The 19,917-nt window shown below is 59.3% G+C and carries 19 protein-coding genes and 1 pseudogene; 15 read left to right on the top strand and 5 right to left on the bottom strand.

Going from position 1 to position 19,917, the window contains the following annotated elements:
• Positions 1-361: 361 nt before the first annotated feature.
• The 3 genes from HT737_RS01650 (at position 362) to HT737_RS01660 (ending at position 5,229) form a co-directional block, all read left to right on the top strand.
• Complete coding sequence (locus HT737_RS01650) at positions 362-2,767, top strand: glucose/quinate/shikimate family membrane-bound PQQ-dependent dehydrogenase (protein WP_182401136.1); 2,406 nt, start codon at positions 362-364, stop codon at positions 2,765-2,767.
• Between the two features lie 105 nt (positions 2,768-2,872).
• Positions 2,873-4,162 (top strand): carbohydrate porin, encoded by a 1,290-nt coding sequence (locus HT737_RS01655; RefSeq protein ID WP_182401138.1) that lies wholly within the window; start codon positions 2,873-2,875, stop codon positions 4,160-4,162.
• Between the two features lie 164 nt (positions 4,163-4,326).
• Positions 4,327-5,229, top strand: coding sequence for a bestrophin family ion channel (locus HT737_RS01660; RefSeq protein WP_182401140.1), 903 nt, complete (start codon positions 4,327-4,329; stop codon positions 5,227-5,229).
• 43 nt (positions 5,230-5,272) lie between these two features.
• Here the strand turns inward: HT737_RS01660 and HT737_RS01665 are convergent, their stop codons facing one another.
• The gene (locus tag HT737_RS01665; protein WP_182401142.1) at positions 5,273-5,524 is read right to left on the bottom strand and encodes a hypothetical protein; all 252 of its coding nucleotides are present in this window, start codon (positions 5,522-5,524) and stop codon (positions 5,273-5,275) included.
• Between the two features lie 284 nt (positions 5,525-5,808).
• On the opposite strand from HT737_RS01665, the gene HT737_RS01670 reads away from it, so the two are divergent.
• Positions 5,809-6,078 (top strand): hypothetical protein, encoded by a 270-nt coding sequence (locus tag HT737_RS01670; RefSeq protein ID WP_108182725.1) that lies wholly within the window; start codon positions 5,809-5,811, stop codon positions 6,076-6,078.
• A 449-nt stretch (positions 6,079-6,527) separates the two neighbouring features.
• Here the strand turns inward: HT737_RS01670 and HT737_RS01675 are convergent, their stop codons facing one another.
• Entirely contained in the window at positions 6,528-6,941 is a 414-nt protein-coding gene (locus tag HT737_RS01675) for a nuclear transport factor 2 family protein (protein ID WP_182401144.1), read from the bottom strand.
• Between the two features lie 138 nt (positions 6,942-7,079).
• Positions 7,080-7,997, bottom strand: a complete 918-nt coding sequence (locus HT737_RS01680) for a LysR family transcriptional regulator (RefSeq protein ID WP_086791248.1) — start codon at positions 7,995-7,997, stop codon at positions 7,080-7,082.
• Between the two features lie 109 nt (positions 7,998-8,106).
• Here HT737_RS01680 and HT737_RS01685 point away from each other — a divergent pair, with 109 nt between their 5' ends.
• A complete protein-coding gene (locus HT737_RS01685; RefSeq protein WP_182401146.1) occupies positions 8,107-8,859 on the top strand; it encodes an SDR family NAD(P)-dependent oxidoreductase in 753 nt (250 codons plus the stop codon).
• Positions 8,860-8,989: 130 nt separating this feature from the next.
• Here HT737_RS01685 and HT737_RS01690 read toward each other — a convergent pair whose 3' ends face one another.
• Positions 8,990-9,550 carry a lipopolysaccharide kinase InaA family protein gene (locus HT737_RS01690; RefSeq protein ID WP_374011124.1) on the bottom strand — a complete coding sequence of 187 codons (561 nt, stop codon included), beginning with the start codon at positions 9,548-9,550 and terminating at the stop codon, positions 8,990-8,992.
• 439 nt (positions 9,551-9,989) lie between these two features.
• On the opposite strand from HT737_RS01690, the gene HT737_RS01695 reads away from it, so the two are divergent.
• From HT737_RS01695 to HT737_RS01735, 9 genes and pseudogenes are all read left to right on the top strand, one after another.
• On the top strand, positions 9,990-10,979 hold the full coding sequence (locus HT737_RS01695; protein WP_182401148.1) for an aldo/keto reductase: 990 nt from the start codon (positions 9,990-9,992) through the stop codon (positions 10,977-10,979).
• Positions 10,976-11,567: pseudogene (locus tag HT737_RS01700) on the top strand (flavodoxin). Before HT737_RS01695 ends, HT737_RS01700 begins: the two are co-directional and overlap by 4 nt.
• 24 nt (positions 11,568-11,591) lie before the next feature.
• Positions 11,592-12,584, top strand: coding sequence for an aldo/keto reductase (locus HT737_RS01705; protein ID WP_041063991.1), 993 nt, complete (start codon positions 11,592-11,594; stop codon positions 12,582-12,584).
• 60 nt (positions 12,585-12,644) lie between these two features.
• On the top strand, positions 12,645-13,112 hold the full coding sequence (locus tag HT737_RS01710) for a cupin domain-containing protein (protein WP_047294465.1): 468 nt from the start codon (positions 12,645-12,647) through the stop codon (positions 13,110-13,112).
• Positions 13,113-13,338: 226 nt separating this feature from the next.
• Entirely contained in the window at positions 13,339-14,115 is a 777-nt protein-coding gene (locus tag HT737_RS01715; RefSeq protein WP_182401151.1) for a carboxymuconolactone decarboxylase family protein, read from the top strand.
• Between the two features lie 121 nt (positions 14,116-14,236).
• Entirely contained in the window at positions 14,237-15,181 is a 945-nt protein-coding gene (locus tag HT737_RS01720) for an alpha/beta fold hydrolase (RefSeq protein WP_174376813.1), read from the top strand.
• A 50-nt stretch (positions 15,182-15,231) separates the two neighbouring features.
• The gene (locus tag HT737_RS01725; protein WP_182401153.1) at positions 15,232-16,284 is read left to right on the top strand and encodes an alpha/beta hydrolase; all 1,053 of its coding nucleotides are present in this window, start codon (positions 15,232-15,234) and stop codon (positions 16,282-16,284) included.
• Between the two features lie 64 nt (positions 16,285-16,348).
• A complete protein-coding gene (locus HT737_RS01730) occupies positions 16,349-17,260 on the top strand; it encodes a LysR family transcriptional regulator (protein WP_182401154.1) in 912 nt (303 codons plus the stop codon).
• Positions 17,261-17,440: 180 nt separating this feature from the next.
• Positions 17,441-18,490, top strand: a complete 1,050-nt coding sequence (locus HT737_RS01735) for a 3-oxoacyl-[acyl-carrier-protein] synthase III C-terminal domain-containing protein (RefSeq protein WP_041064001.1) — start codon at positions 17,441-17,443, stop codon at positions 18,488-18,490.
• A 94-nt stretch (positions 18,491-18,584) separates the two neighbouring features.
• On the opposite strand, the gene HT737_RS01740 is transcribed toward HT737_RS01735, so the two are convergent.
• Positions 18,585-19,049 (bottom strand): DUF3429 domain-containing protein, encoded by a 465-nt coding sequence (locus tag HT737_RS01740; RefSeq protein ID WP_182401156.1) that lies wholly within the window; start codon positions 19,047-19,049, stop codon positions 18,585-18,587.
• 205 nt (positions 19,050-19,254) lie between these two features.
• On the opposite strand from HT737_RS01740, the gene HT737_RS01745 reads away from it, so the two are divergent.
• On the top strand, positions 19,255-19,917 hold a 663-nt coding region (locus HT737_RS01745), incomplete at its 3' end, for a GNAT family N-acetyltransferase (protein ID WP_182401158.1).

Genomic DNA, 19,917 nt, shown 5'->3' on the forward strand with positions numbered 1-19,917 from the left:
TTTACAGTTTTGCGCGCCCACTGATCTCAGTGCCTGCCAGGCGTGTTGTCCTTTCTGAGCATTCGTTCTCGTGAGTCGAAACGGCAGCAGCCGTACGTCGGTTGATGACTGGCATGTCGAATCGGCGTTTATCGACTCACTCTCCCCCCCTGATGATTGACACCTGTCAGAAATCCCATTTAACCAGACGTAATTTCGACTTTGCCTCACGCTCGATCAGCCCTTGCCGGTCCCGTGAGCGCTCAGGACTGCCCGCAAACCCGCGTAGCCGCGTTGATCTATGCTTCATTCTGAATTAGTGATTTAACTAGGTAGTTACCTAACTATATAATGCACGCCTCATTTCAACGGGACATTCAACGTGAAGCAGAGTCAACGCCTCTCGGGCATATCAAAATTCATTCTGGTCGGGCTGGGGGTGATCATCGCCCTGCTCGGCCTCGCACTTGCGGCTGGCGGAGTGAAGCTGGTCAGCCTGGGAGGGTCGTGGTACTTCCTCGTGGGCGGTCTGGTGATGGCCGTTTCCGGTTTGCTGATCGCTCGCTTCAAGACGGCCGGCGCCTGGCTGTTCGCGGCATTTCTGGTGGGCACCGCAATCTGGGCGGTGAGCGATGCCGGGCTGGTATTCTGGCCGGTGTTCTCACGCCTGTTCATGTTCAGCGCCGTAGGCCTGGTGGTGGCGCTGGTCTACCCGCTGCTCAAGCGCGCCAACGGTGGCGTGCCGGGGCGTGGCGCTTACGGCGTTGCCGCTGTCCTGGCCGTGGGGCTGGCGGTGGCTGCCGGCAACATGTTCGTCGCGCATCCGACTGTCGCTGCCACCGGCACGGGCCCGGGCCTGACGCCGGTTGAGCCTGACAAGGCGCAAAAAGACTGGGCGCATTACGGTAATACCGAAGGCGGCAGCCGCTTTGCTGCGCTGGACCAGATCAACCGCAACAACGTCGACAAACTGAAAGTGGCGTGGACCTACCACACCGGTGACGTCGCCGAGAGCGATGGCAACGGTGCCGAAGACCAGCTCACCCCGCTGCAGATCGGCAACAAGGTGTTCATCTGCACCCCGCACAACAACCTGATCGCGCTGGACGCCGACACCGGCAAAGAGCTGTGGAAGAATGCGATCAACGCCAAATCGAAAGTCTGGCAACGTTGCCGTGGCATGGCCTATTTCGATGCGACCAAAAGCATCGCTCAGCCAAGCAATTCGAGCATCATCGAAGCCAAACCGGCGCCTGCCGCCAATTGCCAGCGCCGTCTGCTGACCAACACCATCGACGCTCGCCTGATCGCGGTCGATGCCGACACCGGCGAGTTCTGCCAGGGTTTCGGCAACAATGGCCAGGTTGATCTCAAGGCCGGTCTGGGCGATGTGCCGGACAGCTACTATCAGCTCTCCTCCGCTCCGTTGATGGCCGGTACCACTGTGGTGGTCGGCGGTCGTGTGGCCGACAACGTGCAAACCGACATGCCGGGCGGCGTAATCCGTGGTTTCGACGTGATCACCGGCGCCATGCGCTGGGCGTTCGACCCGGGCAATCCGCAGGATAAAAAGGCCCCGGCCGATGGCAGCACGTATGTGCGCAGCACGCCGAACAGCTGGGCGCCGATGTCCTACGACCCGGCGACCAACACCGTGTTCCTGCCGATGGGCAGCTCGTCCACCGACATCTATGGTGTCGAGCGCAGCAAACTCGATCACACCTACGGCGCCTCGGTGCTCGCGCTGGACGCCACCACCGGTGATGAACGCTGGGTGTTCCAGACCGTGCACAACGATCTCTGGGACTTCGACCTGCCGATGCAGCCAAGCCTGATCGACTTCACCAAGGACGGCAAAACCGTTCCGGCGCTGGTCATCGGCACCAAGGCCGGGCAGATCTACGTGCTCGACCGCGCCACCGGCAAGCCATTGACCGACGTTAAAGAAGTCCCGGTCAAAGCCGCGAACATCCCGAATGAACCGTACTCGCCAACCCAGCCGAAATCGGTGGGCATGCCGCAGATCGGTGCCCAGCACCTGACTGAGTCGGACATGTGGGGCGCCACCCCGTACGACCAGTTGCTGTGCCGGATCGATTTCAAATCGATGCGTTACGACGGCCTGTACACCGCGCCGGGTACCGACAAATCGCTGAGTTTCCCGGGTTCGCTGGGCGGCATGAACTGGGGCAGCCTCTCCACTGACCCGGTCCACGGTTTCATCTTCGTCAACGACATGCGCCTGGGTCTGTGGATCCAGATGATTCCGTCGCAGAACAAGGCTCAAGCCTCGTCCGGTGGCGAAGCGTTGAACACCGGCATGGGCGCGGTACCGCTCAAAGGCACGCCGTATGCGGTGAACAAAAACCGCTTCCTGTCGGTGGCCGGCATTCCTTGCCAGGCGCCGCCGTTCGGCACCCTGACTGCGATCGACATGAAGACCCAGAAAGTCGCCTGGCAGGTTCCGGTTGGCACCGTTGAAGACACCGGTCCCCTGGGTATCCGCATGCACCTGCCGATCAAGATCGGCTTGCCAACCCTCGGCGGCACCCTGTCGACCCAAGGTGGCCTGATCTTCATCGCCGGTACTCAGGACTTCTACCTGCGCGCCTTCAACAGCGGCAACGGCGAGGAAATCTGGAAAGCGCGTCTGCCGGTCGGCAGCCAGGGCGGCCCGATGACCTACGTTTCGCCGAAAACCGGCAAGCAGTACATCGTTGTCACTGCTGGCGGCGCGCGTCAGTCGACCGACCGCGGCGACTACGTGATGGCTTACGCCTTGCCGTAAACCGCAGTGCCCGTGTTGAGCACGGGCGCTTTCTTTTTGCGCGCGGCACCTGAGGGTGCCGCGCCGCTTTCCGATATTGCTACCGCTTTGAGCAGGAAGATCTCCATGTTTGGTTTTACTCGTAACGGCTGGGTCAACGGCGTGCTGTTGGGCCTGACCTGCAGCGCCACCCTGCCCGCCCTCGCCGATACCGATGCAAACCTGTTGACCCGCAATACCCTGACCGGTGACTGGGGTGGCTTGCGTCACCAGATGGACGAAGACGGCATCAAATTCACCGGCGATTACACCGGTGAAATGGCTTACAACGCCGATGGCGGCCTGCACCGCTCCGGCCGTTACTCGCAGAACATCAAGCTCGGCGCCCAGTTTGACCTGAGCAAGTTGTATGGCGTGGAGAACGCCGGCAAGGTCCAGTTGACCATCAACGACCGCCGCGGCAACAGCGCCTCCGAAGACCTGGTTGGCAACCGTCTGCCGATCCAGGAAAACTACGGCGGCCTCTACACCCGCCTGACCGAACTGAGTTATGAGCGCAGCCTGTTCACCCCGGCGCTCAACGTGAAGCTGGGTTACATGGCCATGGGTAACGACCTCGGCGGCCTCGACAGCGGCATCCTGTGCAACTTCATGAACGCCGGTTTCTGCGGCCATCCGCTGAACATGTCCGGCGGCAGCGGCTGGACCAACTACCCCAACGCTCACCTGGGCGTGCGGGTGAAGTACGACTTGTCGCCATCGTGGCAACTGCGCGTGGCCGCGTTCAACGTCGATCCGGAAAGCAACGGCAATTCCAGCCGTGCCTGGCATCTGGGCCCGAAACACACCACTGGCACCGTGGTGCCGATCGAACTGGTGTACAAGCACGCGGGCCAATTGCCCGGCGAATACAAGCTGGGTTACTACTACGACAGCTCCGATGTGAAACGCATCGGCAGCGACAAAGAAGTCTCCGGGCGTGGCGGGCATTACCTGCTGATCGATCAAGCCGTATGGAGTTCGCCAACGTCCGAGGGCCGCAGCCTGCATGCGTTCGGCCAATACTCGGCAGCCAGCGAAGCAGCTTCGCCATTCAGCAAGTGGTATGGCACCGGTCTGGTGCTGTACAAACCGTTCGAAGGTCGCCCGCGTGACACCGTCGCTCTGGGCTACGGTCGCGCCGTGCCTAACCCGCGCAGCCGCGACGTGCAGCAGGACGCCGCCATGGCCAACGGCACGCAGTTTCCGAATCTGGACAGTGGCGAGCAGTTGATCGAACTCGGCTACGGCTACCAGGCCACGCCTTGGCTGACACTACGCCCGAACATGCAATACATCATCGAACCTGGGGCGTTTTCCGGGCAGGACATCGACAATGCGTTGGTGTTTGGTTTACAGGTGAAAGCTTCGCTCTGACTTCTTGCAGAACTGCAGGCAATAAAAAACCCGGCGTAATGACCGGGTTTTTTATTGCCTGACAATTGTCGTAACCAAGATGCTCAGTCAACACCGAACCTTTACCCCCAAACCTGCGTCGGAGCTAAGGCGTTAACGCTTACCGCTCGCCACGAGGTTTCCGCTTGAAAGCCACCATCGTCAAAAAATACCGCTTGATCATCAAGACCATGGGCTACGTGGGCTGGTCGCTGTTCTGGCTGTTGCTCTGGGACATCGCCGTCACCGTCGACTTCATGTTGTTCCTCAACGCCAAGATCAATCTGCCACTGATGCCCCTGACGCTGCTGGGTTCGGCGCTGGTGGTGCTGATCAGTTTTCGCAACAGCAGCGCGTACAACCGTTGGTGGGAAGCGCGCACCCTTTGGGGCATGATGATCAACAGCTCGCGCAGCTTCGCCCGGCAGGTGCTGACGCTGCTGGATGATCCGCAGAACGAAATCAACCCGGTGAAGGCGACGCTGTTGCGCCGCCATGTGGCGTACGTCAATTGCCTCGCCGCGCACCTGCAAGGTCAGCCTTGCCCGGAGGAAGTCCGCGCGTTCATCCCGGCAGATGAGTTCGCCCGTAGCGGCACCACCAACAACTTCGCCAACGACATCCTCACCGGCTCCGCATCGTTGCTGGCCCGGGAATACAAGGCCGGGCGTCTGGACAGCATTCGCCTGGCGCGGCTGGAATCGACCATGGTCGAGCTGTCCAACAGCCAGGGCGGGATGGAGCGGATCGCCAATACCCCGCTGCCCTACCCTTACGTGTATTTCCCGCGCCTGTTTATTTCGCTGTTCTGCCTGATTGTGCCGGTTGGACTGGTGGAGTCGCTGGGCTGGTTCACCCCGCTCGCCTCGACCGTGGTGGGCTTCATGTTGCTGGCCATCGAACGCATCGGCACCGACCTGCAAAGCCCGTTTCGCCACAGCGAGCACCAGATTCAGATGGAGGCCCTGTGCGAAACCATCGAGAAAAACCTGCAGTCGATGCAGCGTGATTCATTGGGGGGTGCGCGCAGGGTTGAAGCGACTGTTTAAACACATGCACGCCAGGGCATGACGCCCTGGCGAGTCGCAGGTATTACTTTTTCTTTTTCGCCGGCTTGTCAGCCTTCTTTGCGTCCTTGGCCTTTTCCGGCTTGCTATCGGCTTTCTTGGCAGATTTTTTCGGTTCGGCGTCTTTCGTCTTGTCTTTCTTGTCGGAAGACTTGGAAAGCGTCGAGGCTGCCGCCGATTTCTTTTCCGGCGAGGACTTTTTGTCTTTCAAGTCCTTGCTGGCTTTCGAAGCATCGTCTTTTTTGCTTTTCTTCTCGTCTTTAGCCACGTTGACCACCTCTCGAAATGTGCCGGTATTGGCACCGGGCCTGTGCGAATAAACACAAGCTGATCGTTAGGCGTGGGCGTTCGGGCGGGGTTCAGATTATTTGACTCGATCCAGCGCCCTTGACGAAGACTGGCCGTTCAACAAGTTGTCAATAGCACAGTTGTGCGACTGTTCTGGAGATAGCGCAGTGATAGGCTTTTCTGGCGTCACATTACGCGAATGCCCGATCTGTTCAGAAGGCAGGTCGGGGCCGCTGTATAAGCCCGCTGTCAGTTAACTGAAAGGATTCGAACATGAAAAAGCCCATGACAACTCTGGCCATCTGCGCGACGCTTGCTTTCGCCGCAACCGTCACAAACGCTGCCGTGCATCCAACGACCATCACTGCTCCACAGACGGTCAAGCAGGCGACCGCCTCGATTGACACGCCTTTCTCAACCCAGCGAAAAGCCGGAGAAATCCAGACGGCCAGCCTGGCCAGAAGTTGCTCCGATGAGCGCTATTCCTGGTGGGAATTCAGTGGCTGGGAAATAATCGCCTGTCTCGGAAGCGGTCAGTGGTAATTATTCAAACGAGTCTGGTGCGTGACTTATGTGCTGAGCACGCACCAGCGCCTGTTTTAGCCAACTTGTCACTCTCGCAACCATCAGCATTCCAATAGACGTTGCGCCTGTTGATTGCCCCGGGCACTCATGCCTGACCCATGGCCGCAACCACGCCTCTGCCCTGCCCCAGAAACCCTCGTTCTGATGCGCCCCGTTTCATTGGCTTCCCTTGCAAATGAATACGCAAAAATAATGGTACAGAGACAACCCTTCATTCACATTTGAGATGGGTGTCTGAGTTCGACGATGAAGCCAAACTGGGCCCCACAGGTCAGGCTCCCTGAACTGGCTTTACAGGATGGTAACTAGAGTTTTTAAAAACTCTGGGCCGAAAGCGTACATCCGTGAGCGGCCAATGGCGGCCAGAAGCGCACAATCCCTGCCCGCCACACCGGCATAATCGCGACTTATTGGCCTCGCTCCGAATCATCCGGCGCGAACGCTTTGGCAGCGGCCACGGTATCCAGGGATTCGCGCAGCAGCTGAATTTTGCCGTCTTTGGCCACCAGGCGGCCGGCGTACATTTGCCGGTAGAGGCGCCCAGTGGCAGGCACCAAGGCCTCTACGCTGTATTCGGCAAACGCCTGATCGGGTGTGTCGATCAAAAAGCGCACATTGCGAAATTTGAAATCCGGCACTTTACCGAGCAACGAGCCGATGAATCCCTCGATGGCGGCAGGGCCTTGAACGCGATGGGGTATGCCCAGCGACGCCAGGTACGGCAACTCGAGCACGCCATCCTCCGCGAAAAGTGCTGCCGCCAGGTACGGCGTCTGAATGGCATCCAGGTAATTTTGCAATAACTCCACGGCATTTTTCATGACGACTTTCTCCGAAACGCATAAGGGACGAGCACACTGCAGGTGCTGACCTGACTACGTTAAGGGACCCCTTCGATTTCAAAAACAGACGTTAATGAAAATCATCGTTTCATAATTGAAAGCCATGTGCGCAACGTCTCATGACGGCCATCGCCATTCGGGCTGGCTTAAATGTTCGGCAAAAAAGTCCGACAGCGCTTTGATTTTTACCGGCCGTGTACGCGCCGAGGGGGTGACGAAATACAGGCCGCCACGGGCCATGCTCCATTGCGGTAGCACCACCACCAAGCGCCCGTCTTTCAAGTACTCGCTGGCGATAAATTCCGGCAGTTCGGCGATAGCCAAGCCCTCAAGCAACACCGGCAATAACGCATCCGAGTTGGTCACTCTTAACGGGCCGCTGGGCACCACGTCTTCTTCGCTTCCGTCTTTATGGGTGAACCGCCACACTTGGCTGCGGGCCCGGTAGGCATAACTCAGGCACGTGCGGGACGCGAGTTCGCGGGGGTGGCCAGGATGGCCATGAGCATCCAGATAAGCCGGTGAGGCGACCAGGTATTGAGTGACGGCACACAGGCGCCGTGCAACCAGCGAGGAATCCGGCAATACGGCGATGCGCAAGGCGGCATCGAAGCCCTCGGCGATCAGGTCTACCGAGGCATCTGAAAGGTGCAGGTCAATCGACAGCTCGGGATACTGGCGCAGCAACTGCGGCATCAGCGGTGCCACCCAACGCAAGCCAAACGACATGGGGATCGCCAAGCGTACTTGGCCGCGGGGCTGGACCGACAAATCCTGAGCCTCGCTTTCCACCTCTTCAGCCTGCCGATAAATCTCACCCGCCTTGGCCGCCATGCTCGCGCCGAATTCAGTAAGTGCCAGTTGCCGCGACGTACGGTTGAACAAGCGCCCACCCAGGCGCGCCTCCAACCGCGCGACCGCCCGCGATACCGTTGGCACCGACACGCTCATGACGCGCGCCGCGCCGGCGAACGAGCCCTCTTCGGCCACCTTGGCAAACATTGCCAACCCTTCGAAATCCGGAAGTCTGCTCATTTCATTTCTGCAACGATAGGTTTCAGACAATTCTATTTTGAAAGCTTTTCTTCGTCGATAAGCTTCTCCCACACCGCAACTCACTCAATCGAAATACGGGAGAAACACCATGACTAACAAACTCGAAGGCAAAATTGCATTGGTCACCGGCGGCACTACGGGCATCGGTCTGGCCACTGCCAAACGCTTCGCTCAAGAAGGCGCTCATGTCTATATCACCGGCCGTCGCCAAGCCGAACTGGACGCCGCTGTTACCGCGGTCGGCAACGCCACCGGCGTGCAGGTGGATTCCACCAACCTTGATCAGCTGGACGCGTTGTATCGCCAGATTGGCACGACCCACGGTCGGATCGATGTGCTGTTCGCCAATGCCGGCGGTGGATCCATGCTGCCACTGGGTGACATCACGGAGCAGCAGTACGACGACACCTTCAATCGCAACGTAAAAGGCGTGCTGTTCACTGTGCAAAAGGCACTGCCGCTGCTGGCCCCAAAAGCCTCGGTGATTCTCACCGGCTCTACGGCGGGCAGCTCGGGCACCGCCGCCTTCAGTGTGTACGCCGCGTCCAAGGCCGCCGTGCGCTCATTTGCCCGCAACTGGATTCTGGATTTGAAAGACCGCCAGGTGCGCATCAACACCATCAGCCCCGGCGCCACCCGCACGCCTGGCCTGGTTGATTTGGCCGGCCCTGATGCCGCTCAACAGCAGGGCTTGCTCGACTACCTGGCGTCGCTGATCCCCATGGGGCGCGTCGGTGAGGCTGATGAAATTGCCAGCGCCGCGTTGTTCCTGGCCTCGGATGACGCCAGTTTCGTCAACGGTATCGAGCTGTTTGTTGACGGCGGCCAGGCGCAAATCTGAGCAGTCAGCGGGCGACTGTTGCGGTCGCCCGCCAACCCACGCCTGAGTGTGAGCATTACCAACCCGGACGGCGTTCGCTGGTGCTATTGTCAGGCGCAGATTGAGCGGGTGTCACTGCCGCACTACCTTCTTACAGGGTTCTGCCAAGGGCTTGCTCGTAGCAGGAAAGGAAATGCCGCCACTGCGACTCATCCCAGAAAGAATGCCGTCTGAGTTGAGGAATGTCGTGACGCGCCGCGCCCATTGCCGTAGCGCGACCGCGAGACTTCTCCAGGTCAAGCAGCGCCAGTTCGAAATCGAAGTCAGCGTCGGTAATCGACGCCTTGATAAAGATGTGTTTGGAACGCATGCAACCGTGCTGCCATTTGCCCGAGTGCAGCCGCGCCAGCATTTGCGCCAAACGTTCAAGCAGTCGCAGATGTTGCGTTGTGGTCAATAGGCTTGCAGCGCCCTGGCCATACCAGGTATCCAGATCGATGAAGCCGCCCAGGTCTTCGGTAACCAGAACACCCTGCCATAGACCGTCAACTTTTCTCGCGCCATAAAATACCGGTCTTGGCGCATTCACGCCCAGCTCTTCGAGTCTTGAAAGGGCAACGCCTTCACGCAATGCGGTGGGTCGGCCAGTGGGGTAACGCAGACTGCGGAACAAATGGCCGGTCTGACGCTTTACAAAAAAACGTCTTGTCACCTTGAACAATCAGCTGGACACCGCTGGTGCCGCTGCGGCGCACATTCGGCGGTTCCACCCACGCCCCGGACGTACCCCACCAAAAATCAAACTCATCGCGTGCCCTGCCCATTGTGTGCTCCATTTTTTGTAGAAATTGTTTCGTGCGACGTCGCAACAGCAGCTCAGTCTATTTGTGGACGTTAATAGTTCCCTATTTATCGCGGATGTTAGGGCCATCTTGAGGCTTTTACGCAACGATGTGACAGAAATTGGCATGGAAGGTATTTATCCCTTCTGGGAGACCGTTGCTCGCAACGTCACATTCAGATGCCGGCAGAGCGCGGTCGACACATCGAGTGACTGATGAGTGAGCCTCATAAACCCTTGCCGATTTACCCCTCTAGTGCCCTTAAATCAGCTCGCTTACTGTGCTCCCAACGTCTGACGGGAGATCGACATGCACAAGCGCACACTCGGAAACAGTTCACTGCAAGTGTCAGCTTTGGGCTTTGGCTGCATGGGCTTGAGCCATGGCTACGGTCCAGCGACAGAAACGCCGCAAGCGATCTCGCTGATTCGCACGGCCGTTGATCTAGGCGTCACGTTCTTCGATACCGCCGAGTTCTACGGCCCTTATCTCAATGAGCAAGTCGTCGGCGAGGCGCTGTCCCCGGTTCGTGACCAGGTCGTGATCGCCACCAAATTCGGCTTCGCCGTCGGTGCCGACAACACAAAGCAGACTCTGGACAGCCGGCCCGAACGTATTCGAGTCGCCGTCGAAGGTTCGCTGCGCCGACTGAAAACCGACTACATCGATTTGCTTTACCAACACCGCGTCGATCCGGACGTGCCGATCGAAGACGTCGCCGGGACGGTGAAAGACCTGATTAGCGAAGGCAAGGTCAAGCATTTCGGCCTGTCGGAGGCCGGTGCACAGACCATTCGCCGTGCGCACGCGGTGCAGCCGCTCACGGCGCTGCAAAGCGAATACTCGCTGTGGTGGCGCGAGCCCGAACAGGAAATCCTGCCGACGCTTTGGGAGTTGGGCATCGGCTTCGTGCCATTCAGCCCTTTGGGCAAGGGCTTTCTCACCGGCACGGTGTCGGCGGAGGCCACTTACGGCAGCGACGATTTTCGCAGCATCGTGCCGCGCTTCAGCCAAGCGGCGCTGCAAGCCAATCAGGGGCTGGTGGTATTGATTCGCCAGATCGCCGCGCAGAAACACGCCACGCCGGCGCAGATCGCTTTGGCCTGGCTGCTGGCGCAGGCACCGTGGATCGTACCGATTCCGGGCACGACCAAACTGCATCGCCTGGAAGAAAACCTCGGCGGCGCGGACATCACGCTCGATGCCGCCGAGCTGAAGGCGATTGATGTTGCGCTGGCGCAGATCCGCATCGAAGGCGAGCGCTATCCCGAGGCCCTTAAAGCGCGTGTCGGTCGATGAGCAACGATCACGATCCGCTGCGGCGCACGGTGATCGCCGCACTGGCCAGCGCTCCACTGCTGTCGCTCGCCGACACACAAGGCGCCAATGAAACACTGCGCTCAGGCTCGCGGATTCTGGTCGCGTACTTTTCGCGCTCGGGCAATACCCGCGTGGTTGCCGGGCTGATCCAGCGTGGGCTGGGTGCCGATCTTTTCGAGATTCGCCCGGCCCACGCTTACCCCGAGGACTATCTGCAAACCGTGGAACAGGCGCGTCAGGAGCGTGACAGCGGCTTCGAACCCAAAACTGCAAAACAAGGTTCACGCCCTCAGCGACTACGACACGATTTATCTCGGTTTTCCGATCTGGGGTGAAACCGCACCGCCGATCGTGCGCACCTTCCTCAGCGCCCATGACCTGACCGGCAAGACCCTCATCCCCTTCAACACCCACGGCGGTTATGGCTTGGGCAACAGTCGCAGCGTGCTCGTCAAGCACGCGCCGAAGACTAAGGTTCTGGAAGGTTTTGTGATGGAGGGTGAGCAAGAGCGCAAGACCATGGAGCGCGTGAATGGCTGGCTGAGCGATCACCCCCTCACGCGTTAATCGAATTCTGTACGGAGTGACATCATGAAAATCCGCACGTTGGGCAATGGCCTGAAAGTGTCCGCACTGGGCCTTGGTTGCATGAGCATGACGTCGGCCTACGGGCCGGCTGCCGACAAAACCAGCATGATCAAGCTGATTCGTTCGGCCCACGAGCAAGGCGTCACCTTGTTCGACACCGCTGAGGCGTATGGCCCGTTCGCCAATGAAGAACTGCTGGGCGAGGCCTTGCAGCCGATCCGCGAGCAAGTCGTCATTGCTACCAAATTCGGCTTCGATATCGACCTGATCACCGGCGCACGCGGCGGCGGCACCAACAGCCGTCCAGCGCATATCCGCGCCGTGGCCGAGGCCTCGTTGAAGCGTCTGCGCACCGATTGCATCGACCTGTTTTATCAGCACCGCGTTGATCCGCAGGTGCCCATCGAAGACGTCGCCGGCACGGTCAAGGAGCTGATCGCCGAGGGCAAGGTCAAGCATTTTGGCCTGTCTGAGGCGGGTGTGGAGACCATACGCCGGGCTCACGCGGTGCAACCGGTCACGGCGGTGCAGAGCGAATATTCGCTGTTCTGGCGCGGCCCGGAGCTGGAACTGCTGTCGGTGCTGGAAGAACTGGGGATCGGCTTCGTTCCATTCAGCCCGCTGGGCGCCGGTTTCCTCACCGGTCAGATCGACGAGCACACGCAGTTCGACGCGAGCGATTTCCGCAATGTCGTCCCGCGCTTTTCCCCTGAAGCGCGCAGGGCCAATCTGGCGCTGGTCGATGTGGTGAAAGCCGTCGCGCAACGCAAACACGCCACGCCGGCACAAGTGGCCCTGGCCTGGTTGCTCGCACAGAAACCGTGGATTGTGCCGATCCCGGGTACGACGAAACCGCATCGCCTGGAAGAAAACCTGGGCGCGGTCGAGTTGCCATTGAGCGCAGATGATCTGCGCGTGATCAACGAGCAGATGGCGCAAATTCAGGTGCACGGTGAACGCCTGCCGGAGTCGGCACTGAAAATGACCGGACTTTGAGTCTGCCCAACGCGGCGCTGCGTGCGGCGCCGCTTCCATTGCCTGACCGGAGTTGATCCGATGAACCGATTGATCGCGCCACTCGTGGCTTTCTCACTCATGACCGCAGAAGCCCAGGCTGCCAGTGAAATCCGCATTACCCCGAACGGTTCCCAGCCCTCGATCAAGGGCGCGGCGCAAAACTTTACCGGCGCGGTGCGCGTTGATGGCCTGTTCAAAGGTGACGCACCTGCGCGCATCGCCGGCGGCACGGTGACCTTCGAACCTGGCGCACGCACGGCGTGGCACACCCATCCGCTGGGGCAAACACTGATCGTCACCGCTGGCGTTGGCTATGTGCAGCAAGAGGGTGGCCCGCGTCAGGAAATCCGTCCGGGCGACACTGTCTGGATTCCGCCGAACACCCGGCACTGGCACGGCGCCACGGCCAACAGTGGCATGACCCACATCGCCATCGCTGAAGCCGAAGACGGCCAGACCGTCACCTGGGCGGAACAGGTCTCGGAGGCGCAATACGCCGGCCAATGAAGTTACAGAATGTGTCGAAGTTGTTCACTCGGTACTCTTCCAGCCAACCATCATCTGACCTCCGGGCCCCGTAACAGCGGGGCCGAGTCAGGACTCCAGCGGTGATGGCAACGTTGACTCATGAGTTTTGCTCAGGAGTCCATGCGCCTTTTCGGGGTTAATCGCCACCACCATCCTCCGTACGATCCAGCAACACCGCAGTGACCTGCAATGGATGGAGCCTTTCATGATGACCACTGACGCACGCAAGTGCACCGCCCTCCCCGCACTCATGGCGCTTTGTCTGGGGGTTGCGGCGATCTTCAGCGTTACCACTCAAGCAGCCGAGGCAGCGCAAACCATGACCAAGACACCCGCCAGCGCAACGACATTGTCGAGCCAACAACAAGCGATTCCACTGATCGCGGCTTTCATGGCGACCAGCGACATGCCTCACCTCAACGCGGCGCTCAACCAGGGACTCGATGCCGGCTTGACCATCAGCGAAACCCGCGAAGTTCTGGTGCAGCTCTACGCGTATGTGGGCTTCCCGCGCAGCCTCAACGCCTTGAACGAACTGATGACGGTGGTGCAGGCGCGCAAACAGCGCGGCATCGATGATGCGCCGGGACGCGAGCCGGGACGCGCTATCCCGACCGGTGACGAACTGCTGGCCGCCGGCACCGCGAATCAAACCAGAATCTCCGGCGGCCCGGTCAAAGGCCCGGTGTTCGAGTTCGCTCCGGTGATCAACCGGTTCCTGCAAACGCACTTGTTCGGCGACATCTTCGAGCGCGACAACCTCGACTGGCAAAGCCGCGAACTGGCGACTGTCGGGGCGCTGGCAGCCACGCCTGGGGTGGAATCGCAGCTGCGCTCGCACATGGCGGCGAGCCTGCGCGTCGGTCTCAGCGCGGCACAGTTGCGCCAGGTTACCGAGCTGCTGAAAAAACACGGCGATGCGCAGACGGCTGAACGTGCCGACACCGCGCTGACCCAAGCCCTCGCAGCTTCGGGGGCATGACATGAAAGCTGCAAAACATTTGCTGTGCCTCTCACTGTTGAGCCTGTTGGCGGCCTGCGCAAACCATTCCGAAGGCCCGCTGCTGATCCAGAAGCAAGGCAGCTTCGCCGCTGGCGGAACGATGATCACGGCACCGGGCACTTTCAACCCGCGCCAACCGATGGCGCCCAACGGCCAGACTTACCACGGTGACCACGCCTACGCGTTCTATCAGATCCCGGTCGATGCGCGAAAACTGCCCATCGTCATGTGGCACGGCGCGGGACAATTTTCCAAGACCTGGGAAACCACTGCCGATGGCCGCGAGGGGTTTCAGAACATCTTTCTGCGCCGGCACTACGGCGTCTATCTGATCGATCAGCCTCGGCGTGGCGATGCCGGACGCAGCATGGTCGAGACCACACTCAAGCCTGTGCCTGACGAACAACTGTGGTTCAACCAGTTCCGCATCGGCCTGTGGCCCAACTACTTCAATGGCGTGCAAGTGGCACAGGACGCACAAACCCGCGAGCAGTTTTTCCGGGCGATGACGCCAAACACCGGGCCGTTCGACATGGGCGTGGTCTCCGATGGCGTGTCGGCGCTGTTCGACAAAATCGGCCCGGGGATTTTGTTCACCCATTCGCAAGGTGGCGGGCCGGGCTGGTTGACGGCGATCAAGAACGACAAGGTCAAAGCCATCGTGGCATTCGAACCGGGCAGCAGTTTCGTGTTTGCTGACGGTGAAGTGCCGGCGCCGATTCCCAGCGCGTTCGACACGGTGCAAGGCGCAGCGGTGCCGATGGAGCAATTCATGGCGCTGACGCGCATTCCGATTCTGATCCTCTACGGCGATAACATCCCGGAACAGGCCGTCGACCTGCCTGCTCAGGACAGTTGGCGCGCACGCTTGAAAATGGCCCGGCTTTGGCGTGACGCGGTCAATCGACATGGCGGTGATGTGCGACTGATCCACCTGCCGGAGATTGGCATTCACGGCAACACCCACTTCCCCATGTCGGATCTGAACAACGTGCAGATCGCTGACCTGGTCGCGCAATTCCTCAAAGAAAAACAGCTGGACTGACCCCAACACTTTTGCAACTGCCGCCCTAATTGATTGCTCAGGAGCTTCACGTGAAGAACACTCTCAAAGCCACGCTCATGTCGGCATTGGTCGGCCTCTCGGCGGGCGAGGCCTTGGCCGCCGACTACAAAAAGAACCCTTTCACCCTCGCCTACGACGGCGCAATCAGCAAGAACGAACCGGGCAAGGTCAATATCCACCCGGTCAAGTACACGCTCAATGGTCTGGACATCGCCGCCAACGTGTACACCCCGGCCAACTACGACGCGAAAAAGACTTACCCGACCGTGGTCGTTGCACACCCCAATGGCGGCATCAAAGAACAGGTTGCCGGTCTGTATGCCCAGCGCCTGGCGGAACAGGGCTACATCACCATCACGGCCGATGCGGCCTATCAGGGCGCCAGCGGTGGTCAGCCGCGCAGCATCGATAAACCGGCGTATCGCATCGAGGACATCCACGGCATGGCCGACTTCATCAGCCAGTTTGCCGGTGTCGATGACAAGCGTCTGGGCCTGCTTGGCATCTGCGGCGGTGGCGGCTATTCGTTGGCGGCGGCGCAAACCGATAAACGCTTCAAATCGCTGGCGACCGTAAGCATGTTCAACTCGGGCCGGGTACGCCGCAACGGCTACAACGACTCGCAAATCGACAGCATCCAGCAACGTTTGCAACAGGCATCAGCAGCCCGCGCGCAGGAAGCGGCCGGCGGTGCAGTGCTGTATTCGGGCGATGCCAACCTCACCGATGAGCAGATAGCCAAACTGCCCTTCGAACTTTATCGCCAGGGCTACGAGTACTATTGGAAAACCCACGCACACCCCAACTCGACTTTCAAATACACCACCAGCAGCTTGCTGGATTTGATGCGTTTCGACGCCACCGACCACATTGAACTGATCAATCAACCCTTGCTGATGATCGCCGGCAGCAAGGCCGACAGCCTGTACATGACTCAGGATGCCTTCCCCAAAGCCACCGGCACCACGGACAAGGAAGTGTTCATTCTCGATGGCGCGACGCACATCGAAACCTACTGGGTGCCGCAATATGTTGATGCGGCGATTGGCAAGCTGAGCGAATTTTACGCACGCACCCTGTGATGAGCGCCTTGAGGGTCGCGCATCCATGCGCAACCTGCTTTCATGGAATAATCCCGCGTCCCTCATGAGAGGCCCTCATCAATGTCCCGCCGCCAACCTCAACGACCTGCAAGCCTTCGTGGTGATCGCCCGCGAAGGCAGTTTTACCCGCGCAGCCGCACAGCTGGGCGTCTCGCAGTCGGCGCTGAGCCACACCATGCGCGCCCTTGAAACTCGGCTGGGCGTGCGCCTGCTGACGCGAACCACACGCAGCGTTTCGCCGACCGAGGCCGGCCAGCGCTTGTATCAGTCGATGGCGCCGCGCTTCGATGAGATCGAACTGGAACTGGCTGCGGTCAGTGAATTTCGCGACACCCCGGCCGGTAATGTGCGGATCTCGGCGTCCGAACATGCCGCCAACAATATCCTCTGGCCGAAGCTGTTGAAGGTGCTGCCCGCTTACCCGGACATCAAGGTCGAAATCACCGTCGACTACGCCCTTTCCGACATCGTTGCACAGCGCTATGACGCCGGCGTGCGTCTGGGCGATCAGGTGGCGAAGGACATGATTGCCGTGCCGATCGGCCCGTCATTGCGCATCGCGGTAGTGGGTTCTCCCGAGTATTTCAAGCACCGACCGATCCCACAGGCACCGAGCGATCTGGCTGCGCACAACTGCATCAATCTGCGCCTGCCCACCCACGGCAGCCTGATGCAATGGGATTTTGAAAAAGACGGTCACGAACTCAAGGCGCGCGTCGAGGGGCAATGGACGTTCAACAGCAGCATGCCGATCCTGCGTGCGGCGGAGGCAGGCTGCGGGCTGGCGTTTCTGCCGGAAGACATGGTCATCAGCCAGTTGGCCAACAGCACACTGGTGCGCGTACTTGAGGATTGGTGCCAACCGTTTGCCGGTTACCACCTTTACTACCCGAATCGTCGTGAACATTCGTCCGCGTTCGGGGTTGTGGTGGATGCGCTCGTTTATAAGGAATGACGCGTTAAATTGACTCAGATCATGATTCAATTCGATTAAGGAAAATAACCAACAACTTTCTTGATCCGCATTTTCTTTGTGCTAAAAGTATTGCCGCCAGTGGCTCCTTACAGGGATGAGTAAGGGTTTGCTCATCCGCAGTCATTGCCCACGGATGCATACTTTAAACAAGGAAGTCATATGAAAATAGTTGGGCTGTCCGGGATTCTCCCGTCACGCATTATCAGCAATCAAGACGTTATAAACCTGGTCGAGGAACACTCTAAGGATACGTTCCAGGAAGACTTGCCAAAAACCTTGAAGACCATCAGCAAGTTGCTTGAAAAAAGCGGCAGCGGCACGCGGCACTGGCTGGGCGCCGACGAGACGCCGATGGAACTGATGGAGACAGCATTCAACTCCGCGCTCGCCCAGGCCAATATCGACAAGGCCGACCTGGATCTGTTGATCTATCCGAACGTTACGCGAGGCTTCATCGAGCCGGCCAACAGTACGTTCATCGCCAAGGCGCTGGGGCTGAGCTGCAGAAACTTCGATGTGGTGGACGCCTGCAACGGCTGGGTGACCGCCATGGATGTCATCAACAGTAAAATGCAGGCCGGGGAGATTCGCTACGCGGCGATCGTCAATATGGAATTTGGCATGTCTGCTGGCGGGCCGGTGATGCCCAAGAACTTCTCTTTACAGTCGTCGGCGGAACTGGCTTACAAGTTTCCGAGTTTTACCATTGGCGAAGCCGTCACGGTGACCATTCTCAGTCATGAAGCCCCCGGCAACTTCAAGTTCTCGTACATCAACCGGCCGGACTTGAGTGACTTGTCGACCATCTCCCTGCCGGACTGGAAACTGTTCTGCAATGAGGAAGATATTCCGCGTATTTCACCGACCGGCGGCCAGTATCAATTCAATTCCTACGCAGCAGCCTTGCATGAAGATGGTCGCAACGAAGCGATAAAAGTCTTCAACTTGCAAAACGTCTCTGCGGCGGATGTTCATAAAGTATTTATTCATACCGGTTCACCCAAGATGTGGGAGCACATTGGGCAACTGATCGGTATTGATCACAAGCTGCACCATGTCGGGCATAAAACCGGCAACATCATTACCGCGTCCATCCCCTACGGCATCTTCGATGCGATGAGTCGCGGCGAAGCCGAGACCGGGCAGTTTTGCATGGGCTGGGCGGGCAGCGGCGGGATGGTTTTCTCTGCGCTGTCGTTTACCTTGTAGGGCCTGATGCAACTTGCCGTCGTGAGGCGGCAAGTTGCTCATCCATGATCTTGTTAAGACACTCTCACTGCAGACGATTCGGGCAGGCGCGGTTTCACGAATGAATGACTACAGCAACTGCGCCAGTCAGCAGGCAGACACACGCCACGGCCGTCAGGCGCAATCGCATTGGCAGGTACCAGGCTTGCAGGCTCACAACCCGAACCAACTGCCGGTCTTGCCAGAAGTGCACGACAAATCCGATGATCAACAGCAAGCAACCCACTGGCACCGGCAGTAACGTGCTGAGCCAAGCGACAAGCGCCGGCATGACACTCCACATAAGCCGGTCGCGGCGCAGTTCGTCACTCATGTTTTGCACTGACATGGCGAACCCCCAGTGCAAGGCGCCGATGAAGCTGAGGATGACAGCGCCATAGTTGACCAGCGCTACCGCCCAAAACATTCGATATTCCAAAGATGCGAGGATGAGTAGTACAAGCCCAATAAACGGTAGTAAACCGCCATAGCCCAGCAGGCAGACATACCTTGGCGGCGAGAGCGAAGACGACAGGTTCATTTCAATTGCTTCCAGTGCCCGATACACAAGACTGTAGACCCAAAAGCTCCGACCTGATGCGCCCGCCGTCGCGCATAAACGCCCTTCCTCTCCAGCAATTCGATATGAGTGTCAGTCTGTTACGCCCAGCCCTTCCCGGACTGTATCTGTGCGCCTGGCCACTTTGCTGCGAGTATTCCTGCACTCACCTGGCGCAGTGAATTTGATGGACCTTATTGTTGATTTCCCCGAGTTTTTCCTGCCACGCTGCACGCTGCGGCGAATTCATCGTCGTGATGTCGATGCGATTTTCGCCGGGCTGTCTCACCCGCAGGTGATTGCCCACTATGGCGTGTCTTACAACAGCCTCGAAGCGACGGACGAAAAGATGCGCTGGTACGACGCGTTGCTGGAAGAACGCCGGGGTATCTGGTGGGGCATCGCACTGCCGGGGCGCGATGAATGGGTGGGCGCCTGTGGCTTCAATGATTGGTCTCATGCCGATCGCTGCCTGGATATCGGCTACTGGCTGATGCCGGACTACTGGGGGCGAGGTCTGATGCAGGCTTGCCTGCCCACCCTTCTGCGCTTCGCCTTGAGCAACCTCGGCGTGCACCGCATTCACGCTGACGTCGAGCCGGAAAACCCCGCCAGCGCCCGCCTGTTGGAGCGGCTCGGTTTCGTGTTTGAGGGAACCCTGCGGGAGTTGGAGTACAAGGACGAGCGCTTCCTCAGCCTGCACCAGTACAGCCTGCTGGCCACTGACCCGGCGGCGCAAGCGTTATTGGCGGACGAGACGCCGATCCTGCGGCCATGCCATGGCGCGGATGCACCGGCGCTGAGTGCCCTGGCCCGGCGCAGCAAGGCCCACTGGGGTTATCCCGAAGCG

Source organism: Pseudomonas sp. MD195_PC81_125, assembly GCF_014060985.1.
GTDB classification, from domain to species: Bacteria; Pseudomonadota; Gammaproteobacteria; order Pseudomonadales; family Pseudomonadaceae; genus Aquipseudomonas; species Aquipseudomonas parakoreensis.

Coding starts and splice junctions, on each gene's coding strand:
- HT737_RS01710 (WP_047294465.1), top strand. CDS start 12,645: ATGAACCGATTGATCGCGCCACTCGTGGCTTTCTCACTCATGACCGCA.
- HT737_RS01705 (WP_041063991.1), top strand. CDS start 11,592: ATGAAAATCCGCACGTTGGGCAATGGCCTGAAAGTGTCCGCACTGGGC.
- HT737_RS01680 (WP_086791248.1), bottom strand. CDS start 7,997: ATGAGCAGACTTCCGGATTTCGAAGGGTTGGCAATGTTTGCCAAGGTG.
- HT737_RS01730 (WP_182401154.1), top strand. CDS start 16,349: ATGAGAGGCCCTCATCAATGTCCCGCCGCCAACCTCAACGACCTGCAA.
- HT737_RS01720 (WP_174376813.1), top strand. CDS start 14,237: ATGATCACGGCACCGGGCACTTTCAACCCGCGCCAACCGATGGCGCCC.
- HT737_RS01735 (WP_041064001.1), top strand. CDS start 17,441: ATGAAAATAGTTGGGCTGTCCGGGATTCTCCCGTCACGCATTATCAGC.
- HT737_RS01675 (WP_182401144.1), bottom strand. CDS start 6,941: ATGAAAAATGCCGTGGAGTTATTGCAAAATTACCTGGATGCCATTCAG.
- HT737_RS01740 (WP_182401156.1), bottom strand. CDS start 19,049: ATGAACCTGTCGTCTTCGCTCTCGCCGCCAAGGTATGTCTGCCTGCTG.
- HT737_RS01670 (WP_108182725.1), top strand. CDS start 5,809: ATGAAAAAGCCCATGACAACTCTGGCCATCTGCGCGACGCTTGCTTTC.
- HT737_RS01715 (WP_182401151.1), top strand. CDS start 13,339: ATGATGACCACTGACGCACGCAAGTGCACCGCCCTCCCCGCACTCATG.
- HT737_RS01655 (WP_182401138.1), top strand. CDS start 2,873: ATGTTTGGTTTTACTCGTAACGGCTGGGTCAACGGCGTGCTGTTGGGC.
- HT737_RS01685 (WP_182401146.1), top strand. CDS start 8,107: ATGACTAACAAACTCGAAGGCAAAATTGCATTGGTCACCGGCGGCACT.
- HT737_RS01695 (WP_182401148.1), top strand. CDS start 9,990: ATGCACAAGCGCACACTCGGAAACAGTTCACTGCAAGTGTCAGCTTTG.